Below are 16,584 nucleotides of genomic sequence, written 5' to 3'. Positions count from 1 at the left end.
GGGATGACTACCCGTCCGCACGCTAAAATGCGTATTTTCGTCCCGATTATTCCACCATGCGCGCCACCCAGTTCTTCATTTCCACCACCAAGGAAGCCCCGTCCGAGGCCGAACTCGTCAGCCACAAGCTGATGCTGCGCGCCGGCCTCATCAAGCGCCTGGGCTCGGGCCTGTACACCTGGATGCCGCTGGGGCTGCGCGTGCTGCGCCGGGTCGAGGCAGTGGTGCGCGAGGAAATGAACCGCGCCGGCGCGATTGAACTGCTGATGCCGGCGGTGCAGCCGGCCGAACTGTGGGAGGAAACCGGGCGCTGGGCCGTGTTCGGCCCGCAGATGCTGAAGATCAAGGACCGCCACCAGCGCGACTTCTGCTTCGGTCCCACCCACGAGGAAGTCATCACCGACGTCGCGCGCCGCGAGATCAAGAGCTACCGCCAGCTGCCGGTCAACTTCTACCAGATCCAGATGAAGTTCCGTGACGAGATCCGCCCGCGTTTCGGCGTCATGCGCGCGCGCGAATTCCTGATGAAGGACGCCTATTCCTTCCATGCCAGCAAGGAGAGCCTCGCCGCCACCTACCAGACGATGTACGACGCCTACACGCGCATCTTCACCCGGCTGGGACTGAGCTTCCGCCCCGTGGCCGCCGACACCGGCGCCATCGGCGGCTCCGCATCGCACGAATTCCACGTGCTGGCCGACTCCGGCGAAGACCTGATCGCCTACTGCCCCGATTCCGACTATGCCGCCAATGTCGAACTCGCAGAAGCGCTTGCTCCAGCGACGCCGCGCGCCGCGCCGCAGGAAACGCTACGTGAGGTGGATACGCCGAAGCAGACCACCTGCGAGGACGTCGCCGCCCTGCTCAATATTCCGCTCGCCCGTACCGTGAAACTCATCGCCGTCATGGCCGGCGAGCAGATGGTCGTGCTGCTGCTGCGCGGCGATCACATGCTGAACGAAGTCAAGCTCGGCAAGCTCGAAGGCATGGCAGACTTCCGGCTGGCGAACGAAGCCGAGATTCGCGCTGCCTTCGACTGTCCACCGGGCTTCCTCGGGCCGGTCGGGCTTGACCGTGCCAAAACCAGGGTCATTGCCGACCGCACGGTCGCGGCGATGAGCGATTTCGTGTGTGGCGCCAACAAACCGAAATTCCACCTGGCTGGCGTCAATTTCGGGCGCGACCTGCAGGAACCGGAGGTTGTGGCCGATATACGGAATGTCGCCTCCGGCGACCCCAGCCCGGACGGCAAGGGATCGCTTGCGCTGTGCCGCGGCATCGAGGTCGGCCATGTGTTCCAGCTCGGCAGCAAGTACTCGCAGGCGATGAATGCGACCTACCTCGACGAGTCCGGCAAGGCACAGGTCATGGAAATGGGTTGCTACGGCATCGGCGTATCGCGCATCGTGGCCTCGGCCATCGAGCAACATCACGACGAGCGCGGCATCATTTGGCCGAAGGCGATGGCACCGTTCTTGCTGGTGATTGTGGGGATCGGCTATGGCAAGAGCGAGATGGTTAAAACCGCCGCCGAGTCGTTGTATGCTGAACTCACTGCCGCCGGTTTCGACGTGTTGCTGGACGACCGCGACGAACGTCCCGGCGTAATGTTTGCTGATGCCGAGCTGATCGGCATCNCCCACCGCATCACCGTGGGCGAGCGCGGATTGAAAGAGGGTGTGATCGAATACCAGGCTCGCCGCGCCGCGCCGGGGCAAAGCGGCGAAGCGCAANAAATCGCGCTCGCCGATGCAAGGGAATTTTTGACGGGATTGCTGAAACGCTGACATGAACAAACGGACGCACATCGGGCTGCTGATCGCCGCTTTGCTGCTTGCCCAGCCTGCGCACGCGNGGNGGCAGCTCGAAGAAGCGATGTCGGCCAACGTGCGTTCGTCCCTGCAGCGCGCCCTGGCGGATACGCCGGTCACCCGTACGGCATTCCGCAACCCGGCCGATGGCGCCGCCTGGCTGAAGGAAATGTCACGCCGGCTGGCCAAGCGCATGCCCGACGAGGACGAACGGCTCGAGTTCCTGACCACGCTGCACTGGGAGGCTTCGCGCGCCGGCGTCGACCCGCAATTGATGCTGGGATTGATCCAGGTGGAAAGCGGCTTCCGCAAATATGCCGTGTCGCCGGTCGGTGCGCGCGGCTACACACAAGTCATGCCCTTCTGGGTCAAAACCATCGGCAACCCCAGCCACAACCTGTTTCAGCTCCGCACCAATTTGAGGTACGGCGCGCTGATCCTGCGCTATTACATCGACATCGAGCACGGTGACTTATTCCGTGCGCTGGGCCGCTACAATGGCAGCCTTGGCCAGCCGGAATATCCGACGCTCGTCGTCAACGCCTGGAAACGTTACTGGGATTACACCNCTCGCACCCAGTCGGCCGACAATCGCGCCGACTCCGAGCCGCGCAGTTGACGTCCTCTTGCAGGGACATGCCACACGTCAAAAACACCTAGCCTGAACACCCGTTTCAGGCATGCCTTGCCCGCTGACGAAATCTCAACCGGCCGTCACGCCACCGACACTTTTCAGCCGTTTCCTCCCCGGCCTCCTGCGCCGCGTGCCTTGTCAAACAAGGTGTCTGGGGCATTTCGTCACCTGGCACAAGCCATGCAGTATGTCCGCCACAGGCTACATGCCTGCAATCACAACAACGGAGGCGACCATGGACATGACAATGCAATTGTCCCGCACGGTTAAGGGACAGGAAGAAATCTTCAACCTCGGCCATACCTTGCGGCCCCGACACCGACAAATCCTGTTCAGCGTGGGAAATGGCATTTCGTTTGGCGAACTCTGCAAGAAGATGCCCCACTGCGCCGAACTGGAAGCGATGGTGAACGACTTGCTGCAAAGCGGGTTCATTCAGGCCTTGCGCAACATGGCATCGCCTTCGCAGCCCGCGCCGGCTGCTTCCNCCAGCCCGGCTCACGCAGCGGCTACCCCTGCGCACTCCGCCGCCAACCTGGAAAGCACCCGCACCTATGCGCTGGAATTCCTGTCCGCCCTGGTGGGAACCAAGTCCCCAGCCTACCGGAAAATGAGCGAAGTACAGGATCTGGCTGGTTTCAACGCCATCCTGCCGATGTGCTACAAGGTGATCGCTGCAGTCGCGTCGCCGCATCAGGCGGCTGAAATGGAAACTGAAATCGCCCGGCGCATGGCCTGACGCGACTGGCAGGCCACGGACACGCCAGGTCGGCTCGATCGGGTTCGATACTTAGCGCGACAGCACGATCAGCGGCTTCGGCTGGCAATCCGCGACCACGACGGTACCGGATCCGCCCGGGATCGCGCTCACCACGCCATCGAACGGCGCCTTCAGTTCGGCATCCGCCAGGTTTTTCTGTGCGATCACCCGGCGTGCCTGAGCAGCCGACAGTGCGGCCTGGGCACGCGCGTAGCGCAATTCGGCGGCTTCCAGTTCGCTGGTCGACGACACCGTCCGGTCGTACAGTTCCTGCGCCCGTCCCTGCTCGCGCTTGGCATCGGCCTCATCAGCCTGCGCGCGCGCATGGTCCGCCGTGGCTTCCTCAAGGCGCGCCTGCAGGATGGTCCTGTCCAGACGCAGCAGGACGGCGCCTTTCTTCACGCGCTGGCCGGGCTTGACCAGCACCGACTCCACCACGCCGGACACGCGGGTGGTGAGTTCAACCTTGTCTGCGGCCCATAGCGGGTTGGTACCCAGCAGGCTCAATCCGGCCAGTGCGATGGCCACCATGCGCTGATTCATTTTCGTGCTCCCTCAACAGGCGGCAGATTGCCGCCGGACAGTGCCTGCAGCCGCGCCAGCGCCAGCGCCAGCCGGTATTCCACCTGCTTGCGGCGGATCTGCGCCATCTGGGTTTCCGCCATGCTGGTGCCCAGATTGGTTTTCAATTCCAGTTCGTATTCGGCTCGCGCGCGTTCTAGCGCCCAGTCGCGATACTCGATCTGCTTGTCGGCCGCCGTGCGACTGCTGCCGCGCAGCCATTCGATCTCCTGCAGGGTCGCGAGCAGCGTGTCGGACAGGTCGAACTTGAGTTTTTCCAGCTCGGCGGCTGTGCGCTCCTTCTGCGCCAGTTCACGCGCAATCCGGGCATCCACGCGTCCGCCCTGATACAGCGGGATCGTGAACACCAGGCCGGCACTGGCCTCGTCGCGCGTGGTCGATTCCCGGCTGTAGCCGCCGCCGATGATCTCGGCATCAAGCGTCGGATTGCGTTCCGCACGTATCGCGGCCAACCGCGCATCCGATGCCGACAACTGGGCCTGCAGGGCAAGAATGCGAGGATTTTTCGCCATGACCCAGGGCAACAGGGTCTCGTATTCCGGCACGGGTCGGGCATTACCCTTGAGCTCGGGCTCGACCAGTTCGTCGGGGAGCGTGCCGGGGCGATAGATGGCTTGGGCAAGCCGCTGTCGTGCACTGCGCATGCGCTGCTCGCTGGCGTTGCGGCGCTCGCGAACATCCTGGTACTCGGTTTCCAGCTTCAACAGAGCGGGCTGGCTGATTTGTCCCACTTTGAAACGATCCTTCGCGTTGTCCCAGGCCACATACGCGACCGCCATGAATTCGTTGTCGGCGGCATACTGCCTGTCGGCCATGAGGACGTCGAAATAGCGCGCCATGATGTCGATACGGCGCAGGCTCTCGACGTTGTAGAGCGCCTCCTGCCGGGCGGTGACTTCCTGGTCCGCTGCGGCGATTGCCTGGCTGCTGCGGCCGAAATCGAACAGCGGCTTGCGCGCAACGATACGGCCGATGTTGTCGGGTTTCCAGTCGCCATCGGGCCGCCGTCCCGTGCGCAGGCTGCCGTCCAGGAAGAGGCTGAAATCCTGGCGGCTGTCCGCCTCCTCACGGTTGGCGCGCGCCAAGGCCAGTTCACTTTCTGCAACCCGTCGATCGGGGTGAGGCGCGGCCACACTCGCCAGCGCCTCATCCAGCGTCAGTTTTTCTGCAGCAGCCGCCGTGGCGGACAGCGCGCACGCCAGCAACGCGCCCCACGCCGCGCGCCTCATTTACCTTGCTTGTATTTGGTGAAGGGTTCGCTCGCGTAGCTGCCCTCGGCCACATACTTGCCGAGCAGCAAGAATTCGGCCTTGTCCTTGGTGGGACCGACATAGCGCGTAACCAGTTTGCCGTCGAGATCGATAAACAACATCGTCGGCGTGGCACGCACGCGGTTGGCGAGTGCGAATGCCTTTTCAGTGGTTTGCTTGCCCTGGAAATCGGTCATCTGCGTATCACCATTGACGTCGATCGGATACAGCAGGAACTTCGCACGATAGGCATCCTGGACGTCGGACTGGTTGAGGATGGTGCTTCTCATACGTTCGCAAAACGGACAGTCGTCCATTTCAAAGAACAGGAATATGCCTTTCTTGCCCTGCTCACGGGCGGTCTGGAGTTCGGCGTGGAAATCGCCGAACTTGGGCTGGAAGAAATAGCTGAGGGGGTCACGCGTCTCCGCCTGTGCGGATACGGCGAATACCATCAGGAACGCGATGAACAGTTGGCGCATGGTGTCTCCTCGTTATGCTGTGGCTTATTTATTGGTACGTGCACTTTTCTTGGCAATGAAGCTTTCCACCGATTCACGGGTAATCGCGCCCACTTGCTGGGCAACCATTTTACCGTCCGGGTTGTATAGATAGGTAGTCGGTAATCCTTGTACCGGCCCGATCTGGCTGGCTACCTGGGCATTTCCCAGCACGATCGGGTAATCGACCAGCAGTCCGTCCGCGAAATCGGTCACCTGCTTGGCATTGCGATAATCCATGGCGATACCGATGACGACGAGGTTGTTCTTCTTCTCGCCGTGCAGCGCGATCAGATCTGGAATCTCCTCCTGGCAGGGCGGACACCAGGTTGCCCAGAAATTCACCAGCACCCACTTGCCCTTGTAGCCGTCCAGCGTATGGGTCTTGCCGTTGGTATCGGTCAGCGTGAATCCGCCCGCATGGGCCCAGGAGGCGAGCAGTGCCAGTAATAGCCCGGCCAGCCATATCGGATAAAATCGACCACCTTGTAATGTCTGCATTGGTTTTGCCATCATGAATGAATTCGCCACGAATCAATTTCGTACCGAGAAGGACTCGCTGGGCGAAGTCCAGGTTCCCGTGGACGCCTGGTATGGCGCGCAAACAGCCCGCGCCGTCGCCAATTTTCCCATTTCGGGCCGCCGCGCGGATAAGGATTTCGTACTAGCGCACGTGCAGATCAAGCTCGCCGCCGNNCGCGCCAACTGCCAGCCGAACTGGCTGAGCGAACAGAAACGTGACGCCATCGTCGCCGCCTGCGAGAAAATCCTGGCCGGCGAATATATCGACCAGTTCGTGGTCGACCGTTTCCAGGCCGGCGCTGGCACCAGCCACAACATGAACAGCAACGAGGTCATCGCCAACCTCGCCAACGTGGCGCTGGGCGGCGAAAAGGGTGCCTACAAGCCGGTCAACCCCAACGACGACGTCAACATGGGCCAGTCGACCAACGACACCATCCCGACGGCCATCCGCCTCGCCGTGCTGGCCAAGCTGCCGCGCCTGGTCGCCGCCGTGCACAGCATGGCCGCCGAATTCGGCCGGCTGGCCGAACGCGAGAAGGACACGGTCAAATCGGGCCGCACCCACCTGCAGGACGCGGTGCCGACCACGCTGGGGCAGGAATTCGCCGGGTACGCCTGGACGCTGTCCCGCTGCGCCGCCGCGCTCGAAGCCGTGCGCCCGGCATTGTGCGAAATCGGCTTGGGCGGTTCCGCCGCCGGCACCGGCCTGAACACCTCGCCCGACTACCCGGCCCGCGTGGCGGCCGAACTCGCCAGGCTCACCGGTGAGCCGATCCGCGTCGGCCAACTGGTCGCGCAGATGCAGTCGATGAACGACCTCGCGCGCCTGTCGGGCGAGATCCGCAACCTCGCGCTGGAACTCACCCGCATCTCCAACGACCTGCGCCTCTTGGCTTCCGGCCCCCGCACCGGCCTCGGCGAGATCCAGCTGCCGCCGGTGCAGCCCGGCTCCAGCATCATGCCGGGCAAGGTCAACCCGGTGATGTTCGAGATGCTCAACCAGGTCTGCTTCCAGGTGCTGGGGCAGGACGCCGCCGTGTCGTACATGGTGCAGGCCGGGCAGATGGAACTCAACGTGATGATGCCGGCCCTGGGCAGCGCGCTGTTCGACGCCATGGACTGGCTGACCAACGCAATGAACGCCGCCACCGAAAAGAACCTCAAGGGCATCGTCGTGAATCGGGAAAGGTGTGCCTTCTTCATCCACCAGAGCGTCGCGCTCGCCACCCTGCTCAACACGCAGATCGGCTACAACCAGGCCGCCGAAGTCGCCAAGGAATCGGAGAAGTCCGGCCGGCCGGTGCGCGACATCGTCGCCGAACGCGGGTTGATGAGCGCAGCTGATTTCGACGCATTGGTGCTGCAGGCCGCGCATGGCGTGGGAAGCGGCGGCGGCGCAGGCTGATGCCGCACTGATGCGATAATCACGGCCCTTTAGCCGAGCCCCCACCCCATGGCGATCCAGTGGTTCCCCGGTCACATGACCACCGCGCGCAAGAAGGCCGCGGAGACGATGGCGCAAATCGACGTGGTGGTCGAGGTGCTCGACGCGCGCCTGCCCGAGGCCGGCAGCAACCCCATGATCCACGAGCTGCGCCACTTCAGGCAACGCCCCTGCCTCAAGGTGCTGAACAAAGTCGATCTGGCCGACCCCGAGGCAACGCGCGCCTGGATCGACTATTTCAACAGTCAGCCCGGCGTGATGGCAGTGGCGATCTCCGCCAAGAAACCCGGTGACGTGGCGAAGCTGCCGGGCCTGGCGCAGAAGCTTGCCNCCCACCGCGACGACGCCTTCAAGCCCTTGCGGCTGATGATCATGGGCATCCCCAACGTCGGCAAATCGACGCTGATGAACACCTGGGTCAAGCGCAAGGTGGCGGCGGTCGGCGACGAGCCGGCGGTAACCAAGTCGCAGCAGCGCATCAACCTGTCGCCGCGTCTGATCCTGGTCGATACGCCCGGCATGACCTGGCCGAAGATCGAGCACGACGCCGACGGCTTCATGCTGGCGGCGAGCCACGCGATCGGCCGCAACGCGGTGATCGACGAGGAGGTGGCGATCTTCCTCGCCGGCATCCTCCTCGAGCGCTATCCGGGCCTGCTGAAGGCGCGCTACGGCTTCAACCTTGAAGGGCTGGACGCCACCGGCGTGCTGGAGGCGGTGGCGAAGAAAAGGGGCTGCATCCTCAAGGGACGCGGCGGCGAACTCGATCTGGAAAAGGCCGCGATGATTTTGCTGACTGACTACCGCAGCGGCACACTCGGCCGCATCAGCCTGGAGACGCCGGCGACACGGCAGGCGATGCTGGCCGCGGCGGAAAAGCCCAAAAAGACAGCCACGCCCGAACCCGACGCGAGCGGCGACTGATCAGCCGCTCTGCGCCGATGCGGCGGCATCGAGCCAGGCGACCGTCTCCTGCCTGCCCTTGACGGCCGAGATTGGCAGCGTCTCGCCACGGCGCCAGCGCTGCAACGCCGCATGCTTGCCGGCGCCCGTGACCACGACCCACAGCTTCATACTGCGATTCAACCGCGCCGCCGACAGGCTCACGCGCTGGGGTGGTGGCTTCGGCGCATCGGATACGGCCAGCGCATCCGGACTGTCCGCCGCTGTTCCCCAGTGGTGGCCGGGGAAAAGACTCGCCGTATGGCCGTCCTCGCCCATGCCGAGCAGCACGACATCGAAATCGCCCACGCGTTCCAGCCAATCCGCATATACCGCTGCCGCTTCGTCGGCACCAAACTCGGCAGGGATCGGCCAGCGTTGTTCCTCGGGAATGTTCGACGCCGCTAGCCAGGCGGCCTCGGCCATGGCGCTGTTGCGCTCGGCATCATTGGCTGGAAGGCAGCGCTCGTCGCCATACCAGATATGCCAGCACGCATCGCCGGCACCACGCCGCGCGAGCTCGGCATATAAGGTGCGCGGCGTGGTACCGCCGGCCAGGACCAGGTGGAACGCGCCACGCGCGGCAATCGCCGCAGCGGCCTCGGCGCACAGGGCGTCGGCCAGCGCCCGCACCAGCGAATCGACATCGGCGAACACCCGCCACTGGGTCGTCATCACAGTTCGTCGCGCCAGGTCTGGTCGTCGCTGTCGAACAGCCGGTTCGCCTCGGCCGGCCCCCAGGACCCGGCAGGATAGGTCGGGATGAACTCGCGCTCGACGGTCCAGTTCCGGAGAATGGGATCGACTACCCGCCAAGCCCACTCGACCTCATCGAAGCGGATGAACAGCGACCGATCACCCTCGATCACGTCGAGCAGCAGGGTCTCGTAGGCATCGAGCGTCTGCTCGTCGGTTTTCAGAAAGCTTGCGTTCATCTGCATCACGCGGGTGTCCATGTCGAGGCCAGGCTGCTTCACATGGATTTCCATGCGCATCGATTCCTCGGGCTGGATCGACAGCAGCACCCAGTTCGGCGCCAAAGTTTCAACGGGCGTTTCACGGAACAGCTGTTGCGGCGGGTGGCGAAAACGGATTGCGATAATCGACGTCTGCTTCTCCAGTCGTTTTCCGGTGCGCAGATAGAACGGCACGCCACGCCAGCGCCAGTTGTCGATGTAGAACTTGGCCGCGACGAAGGTTTCGGTAATCGAGTTGGACTCGACGCCGTCTTCCTGCTGGTAGCCCATGACCGACTGGCCGTCGATGTTGCCGCGCGCATATTGCGCCCGCACCGCGTGGGCATGGACCGCGCGCTTGGCGATCGGCCGGATCGAGCGCAGCACCTTGACCTTCTCGTCGCGCAGCGCATCGGCCTCGAGCGCCGGCGGCGGTTCCATCGCAACGACCGTGAGCAATTGCATCAGGTGGTTCTGCAGCATGTCGCGCAACGCACCCGCGCGATCGTAATAGTCGGCACGCTGCTCGATGCCGATCGACTCGGCCACCGTGATCTGCACGTGGTCGATGAAGTTACGGTTCCACAGTGGTTCGATCAGCGTGTTGGCGAAGCGGAAAACCAGCAGGTTCTGCACCGTTTCCTTGCCAAGGAAATGGTCGATGCGGTAGACCTGCTCCTCGTCGAAGTGCTGGTGGAGCAGGCGGTTCAGCATCTGCGCCGATTCGAGGTCCTCGCCGAAGGGCTTTTCGATCACCACCCGGTTCAGCCCGCGCGGCTTGTTGAGGCCGACGGCTTCCAGGTTCTGGATCACCGCACCGAATTCGGCCGGCTTGATCGCCAGGTAGAACACCGTGCTGGAACAGGCCGACTCCGGCGGCAGTCGATTGGCCAGCGCACGGAAGGACTCGACATCGTTGAGATCGCCCTTATGGTAGGCGAAGCGCGCGATGAAGCGCTCGAACACCGGCGTATCGAGCGAGCCCTTGATCTTGTCCTTGAGGACTTCGCGCATGTGTTCGCGCCAGCTGTCGGTCGTCCAGTCGCGGCGCGAGAACGCGATGATGGTCAGCGATTCGGCCAGCCGTGCCGCCGCCTCGAGGTGATACAGCGCAGGCAGCAGCTTGTTCGACGCGAGGTTGCCGGTCGCGCCGAAAATGACGAACGAACAAGGCAGGTCGTCGGAACTTGCATTCTTGGCCAGGTTCATCTCAGCCCTCCTTCACCGCGTGGCCGCCAAACCCCTGGCGCATTTTCGCCAGCATTTTCGCTGCGTAATCGTTCTTGCCCTGGCTGGCAAAACGCATCATCAGGGCCAGCGACATCACCGGCGTGGGGATGCCCTGCTCCACCGATTCCAGCGCCGTCCAGCGCCCTTCGCCCGAATCGGCGACGAAGGGTTCGATGGATTCCAACGATTGATCCTTCGCCAGGAAATCGGCCGACAGATCCAGCAGCCAGGAACGCACCACGCTGCCATGCCGCCACAGCTCGGCGATTTCACCGATGTCGAGATCGAAGCCCGGCTTGTTCTTCATCAGCGCGAAGCCTTCGGCGAAGGCCTGCATCATGCCGTACTCGATGCCGTTGTGTACCATCTTGACGAAATGACCGGACCCGACCGGCCCGGTATGCAGCCAGCCCTCCGTCGGGGTGGGTGCGAGCGCCTCCATGTAGGGCTTGAGCCGCGCGGCGGCCGCATCGCTGCCGCCGAACATGATGCAGTAGCCGTTCTCCAATCCCCACACGCCGCCGGATACGCCGGCATCGGCAAACTCGATCGCCTGTTTCGCCAGTTGTCCGGCGCGGCGCTGGTCGTCCTTGTAATAGGCATTGGCACCGTCGACCACGAGATCGCCTGGCGACAGCAGNGGTACCAGGGTATCCAGTGCCGTCTCGGTGGCCTCGCCCGCCGGCAGCATCAGCCAGACGATGCGCGGCGTCTGCATGGCCGCCACCATGTCCTGGAGGGAAACGCAGGCGAGATGCCCAGTTTCGGCCGCGATGGATACGCTCACGTCATGGCTGCGATTGGTGACGGCTATCTTGATCCCTTTGCGGGCAAGGCGCCGCGCCATGTTGCCGCCCATGCGGCCGAGTCCGACGATTCCGAATTCCATACTTGACTCCTCATTTGAGTGGATGGTTTGCATGGCGCATCAATCGTACCCTGAAGGGCATGAATGCCCGCGCAATCGCATGATAGGACGCCTGAATGACGGACAAGTTGCCTGACTGCGCACCTTGCCGGTGCACCACGCACCCAATCAGGTCAGCAGGCCGGGGAACAGCTTGCCGAGTCCGTCCGCGATCATCTCGACTGAAATCGCCGCGATGATCAGCCCCATCAAGCGGGTGACGACATGAATCCCGGTTTTCCCNAGCCGCCGTGAAATCACGGGGGCGGCGCGAAATGACAGCCAGACCGACAGCGCAACCAGTCCGATCGGGATCAGCAGGGCTGTCTGATGCAGCACTTCGCCCTTGGCAGCGGAAGCCGCCACGATCACGTGGGTGATCGCACCCGGTCCGGCCAGCAGGGGAATACCCAGCGGCACCACACCTACTGCATCCCGCTCCTCGGCCTCGACCGCTTCATCCTGGGTTTGCCGTTGTGGGCTGACGCGGGCCTGCACCATCGACAAGGCCAGCAACAACAGCAGCAAACCGCCCGCCACCGCAAACGCAGCCAAGCGAATGCCGAAGAATGTGAGCAGCGGCTCACCCAGAAAGGCGAACAGCGTCAGCACCCCNAGCACGGTCAATGCGGCGATCCGCGCTGCTGCATGGCTCTGCGCAAGCGTGTAACCCTGGGTGGCCAGAAGAAACATCGGAATCACGCCGACCGGATCGACGATGGCAAACAGCGCGAGTGCGGCCTTGGCAAGTTCGAGGATGTCCATGGCCTGCATCATAGCCGCATGCCATGGCAGATTTCTAAGATCGACGGAATAGCAGATCCCACACGCCATGTCCCAGGCGGATGCCGCGCTGCTCGAACTTGGTCAGTGGACGGGTGTCGGGCCGCGGCGCGTAGTCAGCCACGGTGTTGGCGAGCAACGGTTCGTTGGAGAGCACCGCGAGCATCTGTTCGGCGTAATCCTGCCAGTCGGTCGCCAGGTGAATATAACCGCCAGGGCGGAGGCGGCTGGCAAGCAGTCGTACCAATGGCGGCTGGATCAGGCGCCGCTTGTGGTGACGCTTCTTGTGCCAGGGATCGGGGAANAANATATGGACGCCGGTCAGACCGTCGGGCGCCAGCATGTGGGTCAGCACCTCGACGGCATCGTGCTGGATGACGCGCACGTTGGCGAGACCGCGTTCGCCGACCTGCTTCAGCAGCGCACCGACGCCCGGCGTGTGGACTTCCACACCAAGGTAATCGTTTTCGGGGTGGGCGGCGGCAATCTCGGCCAGCCCCTCGCCCATGCCGAAACCGATTTCCAGAATNGCGGGGGCCGACCGCCCGAACACGGCGTCGAGATCGAGCACGCCGGGCTGGTAGGGCAGCATGAACCGTGGTCCGATCTCGGCCAGCGCGCGCGCCTGGCCGGAGCCGACGCGTCCGGCGCGCAGCACATAGGAACGGATGCGCGGATGCGCGCCGGTTTCGCTCGTCATGCTGTCATTTGCCGCCTGTAATGAGGCCACTGGTCGGCGAGCTCGGGCTCGCCTGGTAGACCTTCTTCGGCATGCGACCGGCGAGGAAGGCCTCGCGGCCGGCCTCGACCGCNNCTTCTTCATCGCCGAGGCCATCAGCACGGGATTGCCCGCGCCTGCAATCGCAGTGTTCATCAATACGGCATCGCAGCCCAGTTCCATCGCGATGGTGGCGTCGCTCGCAGTCCCCACACCGGCATCGACGATCACCGGCACCGACAGCCGGTCGATGATGATCTGCAAATTCCACGGATTGAGAATGCCCATGCCGGAGCCGATCAGGCTTGCCAGCGGCATAACCGCGACGCAGCCGATGTCCTCCAGCTGTTTGGCGGCGATGGGGTCGTCGGACGTGTAGACCATGACTTGGAAGCCATCCTTGACCAGCACCTCGGCGGCCCGGATCGTTTCGGACACGTTGGGATACAGTGACTCGGCGTCACCCAGCACTTCGAGCTTGACCAAGGAATGGCCGTCCAGCAGCTCGCGCGCCAGGCGCAGGGTGCGGATCGCATCGTCCGCGGTATAGCAGCCGGCCGTGTTGGGCAGATAGGTGTATTTCGACGGCGGCAGCGCATCCAGCAGGCTGGGCTGGCTGGCGTCCTGGCCGATGTTGGTACGGCGGATCGCGACGGTGACGATCTGCGCGCCCGAGGCCTCGACCGCGAGACGCGTCTGTTCGAAATCCTTGTATTTTCCGGTGCCGACCAGCAGACGGGAGGCATAGGGTTGTCCGGCGATGACGAGAGGTTCCATGGGGGTGAGGGGTGAGAGGTGAGGGGAAGTGGTGGCGTGCCAGCTGGCTCAACCGCCGCCGACCGCGACCACGATTTCGAGCCGGTCGCCAGATACAAGCTGCGTATCCACGTGCTGGCTCTTTGGCACGATCGCGCCGTTGCGCTCGATCGCGATGCGCTTGCCAGTCAGGTCGAGGGTCTCGACGAGCCGGGCAAGTGAAAGCGGAGCTGGAAAGCTGCGGGACTCGCCGTTGATGAACAGTTCAATCACAAAGCGCTTCTTCTATCGGAGGCATGCAAGTTTCAGTATCATGCCGAATTCTACCCTGAAGGGTACCGATACCGCGCGGGCGTCGTATAGTGGCATTACCTGAGCTTCCCAAGCTCATGAGGAGGTTCGATTCCCTTCGCCCGCTCCAGATATGGCTTGCCGCCGATTGATTGGGGTTACTCCTGATAGTGTTAAGGCCGTGAATACCAAGCCCGTCCCGTCCTCCCCCGACGCCTTGCTGCACGAGGTCGATGCGCGCATGACACAGGCGCTGGACAATNTTTTCCAGCGCAGCCGCACCGCGATCCAGGACACCATCTTCCGGGTGCTGGCCGACCGGATGGACACCCCGCACGTCACCACCGGACAAACCTGTCTCGACCTGCTCAACACCAGTCCGGAAGCCTTGTCCGCCGCGTTTGCCGACCAGTTTCGCCGCCACCTCGCCCGGCCCGAGACGTTTCCCCGTCACCACGGTGATCCTGCACCCGAACTGCAGCTGGTGGACGACGACACGCTCAAGCGTCAACTGGCCGAAGAGAAGCTTGCTGCCGACATGACCGAAACGCTGCGCGCCGACATGCTGCCACTGTTCCGCCGCATCCAGGCTGTGCAACGGGCCAAGCAGGAANAAAACACGAACCATCCCGATGCCTACGGCCCGCTTCCGGTCGTTCGCGCCCTTTCACGCGCACTTGATTCGCAAGGCATGAGTTCGGCATGCGGTACCTTTNTGCTCGAATGCGTACGCGCGCCGCTGCTCGATACGCTGAAACACACTTACACGGCGCTCAATCAATTTCTCAGCATGGTCGATCTTCCCGACCTTCCGGTGCCGGATGCCNCCCGCCCATCCCCGTCTCGACGAAGCGAGCCTGACGTAGGACACACTGTGCTGGCGCATATCCAGTCCGCCTCCGCCGCCGGAGGAACAGGCCCGGCAAGCGGAGGGTCTTCAACCGGGCTGCTCCAGGGTGCCCCGCCGCGCAGCCTGGTCGACAGCCTGGCCGACTGGCATGCCGTCNCCNCCGGACCCACAAGCGCCGGCGGCGAAACACCGGCCTTGGTCCTGCGACAACTGCAACAGGATGCACGCCAAGCCGGCACCGGTGCATTCGATCTCGCCATACTGGATGCCTTGGCGGGCCTGTTCGAATTCATCCTCGACGATCCTGCCGTCTCGCCGAACTACAAGGTCGAGATCGCGCACCTGCAGATCCCGGCCCTCAGGGTGGCGCTCATTTCGCCCGAGTTTTTCAGCGATGACCAGCACCCGGCACGCCAACTGATCGACCTGATGGGCCAGTTCTCCCGACGCTTTCCCGAAGGCGACGCGACGCACCACAGCGCGCTCGAGCAAATCCATACCGCCTGCGCCACCGTTCTCGACGACGCCGATCACCCGAACGAGGCTTTTGCCCGGGCACACAGCGCACTCGCCGTCTGGCTGGCGGGCGAGGATGCGCGCACGGAAATCGCACTGAATGCTGAAGTCGCGCATCTGGAGCAGATCGAGCGGCAGGAACTGGGCACGCTGCTGGCGCTGGAAAACCTGAATGACCTGACCGAACGCTATCCTGCCCCGGAATCCGTCCTGCGGCGGCTGGAAACCGCCTGGGTTCCGCATATGGCCTCCNTGTACATGGCCGAATCCGGCGAAGGCCCCGACTGGCGGGCGGCTTGCCAGACCCTGCAGAATCTTTTCCTCAGCCTGCAGACGCCCGACAGCGATACCACGCGCGAAACCCGACTGCAATCGATCCCCGCCATCAATGCCGCATTGCGGCAGGGCCTCCTGGCCCAGGGGGCCGAACCGGCGCAATTGAAAGATNTTTTCAGCGCCATCACGGCCACCCAGGAATGCTGGATCCGCCCTGCCCTGGGACATCGCGAGGCGCGGGTCAGCACATTTATCCCGAAGCGCATCTCGCAAGCGCAAATCGAATCATTGGCCGACCAGGTGCCGGCCCCACAGGAAAACGATCCCGCCCTGCTGCAGGCGCAGCAATTGATCGAAGGCGACTGGGTGGATTTCGACCCGCCCTACGAGGGTCTTGCGACTGCCCGCGTGGCCTGGGTCGGCGTACGTGGTTACCTGCTGTTTTGTGACAGCGAAGGCGAGCAGCGCTTTTCACTGGACTGCGAGGGGCTCGCGGTGGAAATCCGGACCGGCCGGGCCCGGATTCCGGAGCAGTCACTAACCCGAAATGCCATGCTGCGCCTCAAGGACAGCTTGGTAAACGGTCGCGCTTAATATTTCGGCTTCGACTACACTCAAGTTTCGTTCAGCTTGGCCGATAGGTCAGTTATGCGGTTGTGTGTCGATTTTTCGGCGCAATCGCCGACCACCGAACAGGGCAAACCCGCCGCGAGGCAGGGACGCAAAGTTACCGGTCTCGCCCGCCACATCCGGCTGACGAGATAGCGGGGCCGCCGGCAGTACTCCTGTCACGCGTACACCCTCCGTTGGCCGGCCAGCCGCCGATACCGCGAGGTGATCCCCATGGAGCGCG

General features: G+C 63.5%; 16 protein-coding genes, 1 tRNA gene, 1 pseudogene and 1 riboswitch. Of the genes and pseudogenes, 7 read left to right on the top strand and 11 right to left on the bottom strand.

The window, feature by feature from the left end; translation table 11 throughout:
- The first annotated feature begins 56 nt into the window (after window positions 1-56).
- From HZY77_RS15755 to HZY77_RS15745, 3 genes are all read left to right on the top strand, one after another.
- Entirely contained in the window at window positions 57-1,787 is a 1,731-nt protein-coding gene (locus HZY77_RS15755) for a proline--tRNA ligase (protein WP_296816822.1), read from the top strand.
- A 1-nt stretch (window position 1,788) separates the two neighbouring features.
- Window positions 1,789-2,430 (top strand): lytic transglycosylase domain-containing protein, encoded by a 642-nt coding sequence (locus tag HZY77_RS15750; RefSeq protein ID WP_296816820.1) that lies wholly within the window; start codon window positions 1,789-1,791, stop codon window positions 2,428-2,430.
- Between the two features lie 250 nt (window positions 2,431-2,680).
- Complete coding sequence (locus tag HZY77_RS15745) at window positions 2,681-3,184, top strand: hypothetical protein (RefSeq protein ID WP_296816818.1); 504 nt, start codon at window positions 2,681-2,683, stop codon at window positions 3,182-3,184.
- A gap of 51 nt (window positions 3,185-3,235) precedes the next feature.
- Here the strand turns inward: HZY77_RS15745 and HZY77_RS15740 are convergent, their stop codons facing one another.
- Genes HZY77_RS15740 through HZY77_RS15725 form a run of 4 tightly spaced genes read right to left on the bottom strand, consistent with a single transcriptional unit; the run spans window position 3,236 to window position 6,068 of the window.
- Window positions 3,236-3,748 carry an efflux RND transporter periplasmic adaptor subunit gene (locus HZY77_RS15740; RefSeq protein ID WP_296816815.1) on the bottom strand — a complete coding sequence of 171 codons (513 nt, stop codon included), beginning with the start codon at window positions 3,746-3,748 and terminating at the stop codon, window positions 3,236-3,238.
- Entirely contained in the window at window positions 3,745-5,016 is a 1,272-nt protein-coding gene (locus HZY77_RS15735) for a TolC family protein (RefSeq protein ID WP_296816812.1), read from the bottom strand. The genes HZY77_RS15740 and HZY77_RS15735 overlap by 4 nt, the downstream gene beginning before the upstream one ends.
- Window positions 5,013-5,519, bottom strand: a complete 507-nt coding sequence (locus tag HZY77_RS15730) for a thioredoxin family protein (RefSeq protein WP_296634862.1) — start codon at window positions 5,517-5,519, stop codon at window positions 5,013-5,015. Before HZY77_RS15730 ends, HZY77_RS15735 begins: the two co-directional genes overlap by 4 nt.
- Window positions 5,520-5,543: 24 nt before the next feature.
- Complete coding sequence (locus HZY77_RS15725; RefSeq protein WP_363153941.1) at window positions 5,544-6,068, bottom strand: TlpA disulfide reductase family protein; 525 nt, start codon at window positions 6,066-6,068, stop codon at window positions 5,544-5,546.
- On the opposite strand from HZY77_RS15725, the gene HZY77_RS15720 reads away from it, so the two are divergent.
- Both HZY77_RS15720 and ylqF read left to right on the top strand, forming a co-directional pair.
- A complete protein-coding gene (locus HZY77_RS15720; RefSeq protein WP_296816808.1) occupies window positions 6,052-7,467 on the top strand; it encodes an aspartate ammonia-lyase in 1,416 nt (471 codons plus the stop codon). The genes HZY77_RS15725 and HZY77_RS15720 overlap by 17 nt on opposite strands.
- A 48-nt stretch (window positions 7,468-7,515) precedes the next feature.
- Window positions 7,516-8,430 carry a ribosome biogenesis GTPase YlqF gene (gene ylqF / locus HZY77_RS15715; protein ID WP_296816805.1) on the top strand — a complete coding sequence of 305 codons (915 nt, stop codon included), beginning with the start codon at window positions 7,516-7,518 and terminating at the stop codon, window positions 8,428-8,430.
- On the opposite strand, the gene pgl is transcribed toward ylqF, so the two are convergent.
- The 7 genes and pseudogenes from pgl to thiS form a co-directional block, all read right to left on the bottom strand.
- Window positions 8,431-9,123, bottom strand: coding sequence for a 6-phosphogluconolactonase (gene pgl, locus HZY77_RS15710; protein WP_296816802.1), 693 nt, complete (start codon window positions 9,121-9,123; stop codon window positions 8,431-8,433).
- Window positions 9,123-10,613, bottom strand: coding sequence for a glucose-6-phosphate dehydrogenase (gene zwf / locus HZY77_RS15705; protein WP_296816800.1), 1,491 nt, complete (start codon window positions 10,611-10,613; stop codon window positions 9,123-9,125). The genes pgl and zwf overlap by 1 nt, the downstream gene beginning before the upstream one ends.
- Before the next feature lies 1 nt (window position 10,614).
- The gene (gene gnd, locus HZY77_RS15700; RefSeq protein WP_296816798.1) at window positions 10,615-11,523 is read right to left on the bottom strand and encodes a phosphogluconate dehydrogenase (NAD(+)-dependent, decarboxylating); all 909 of its coding nucleotides are present in this window, start codon (window positions 11,521-11,523) and stop codon (window positions 10,615-10,617) included.
- A 147-nt stretch (window positions 11,524-11,670) separates the two neighbouring features.
- On the bottom strand, window positions 11,671-12,318 hold the full coding sequence (locus tag HZY77_RS15695; RefSeq protein ID WP_296816796.1) for an NAAT family transporter: 648 nt from the start codon (window positions 12,316-12,318) through the stop codon (window positions 11,671-11,673).
- 22 nt (window positions 12,319-12,340) lie between these two features.
- On the bottom strand, window positions 12,341-13,024 hold the full coding sequence (gene trmB, locus HZY77_RS15690) for a tRNA (guanosine(46)-N7)-methyltransferase TrmB (RefSeq protein WP_296816792.1): 684 nt from the start codon (window positions 13,022-13,024) through the stop codon (window positions 12,341-12,343).
- A 4-nt stretch (window positions 13,025-13,028) separates the two neighbouring features.
- Window positions 13,029-13,819: pseudogene (locus tag HZY77_RS15685) on the bottom strand (thiazole synthase).
- A 48-nt stretch (window positions 13,820-13,867) separates the two neighbouring features.
- Window positions 13,868-14,071 (bottom strand): sulfur carrier protein ThiS, encoded by a 204-nt coding sequence (gene thiS, locus HZY77_RS15680; RefSeq protein WP_296816789.1) that lies wholly within the window; start codon window positions 14,069-14,071, stop codon window positions 13,868-13,870.
- A 75-nt stretch (window positions 14,072-14,146) separates the two neighbouring features.
- Between thiS and HZY77_RS15675 the strand changes: the two genes are divergently transcribed.
- A tRNA-Gly gene (locus HZY77_RS15675) sits at window positions 14,147-14,219 on the top strand.
- A gap of 51 nt (window positions 14,220-14,270) precedes the next feature.
- Window positions 14,271-16,325 (top strand): DUF1631 family protein, encoded by a 2,055-nt coding sequence (locus HZY77_RS15670; RefSeq protein ID WP_296816785.1) that lies wholly within the window; start codon window positions 14,271-14,273, stop codon window positions 16,323-16,325.
- A 92-nt stretch (window positions 16,326-16,417) separates the two neighbouring features.
- Window positions 16,418-16,509: riboswitch (cyclic di-GMP riboswitch) on the top strand.
- Window positions 16,510-16,584: the final 75 nt, after the last annotated feature.

The sequence above is a fragment of the Thiobacillus sp. genome (assembly GCF_013693775.1).
Classification (GTDB): domain Bacteria; phylum Pseudomonadota; class Gammaproteobacteria; order Burkholderiales; family Thiobacillaceae; genus Thiobacillus.
Note: the sequence above shows the minus strand (reverse complement) of the source record. Positions and strands in the feature narration are given on the sequence as shown.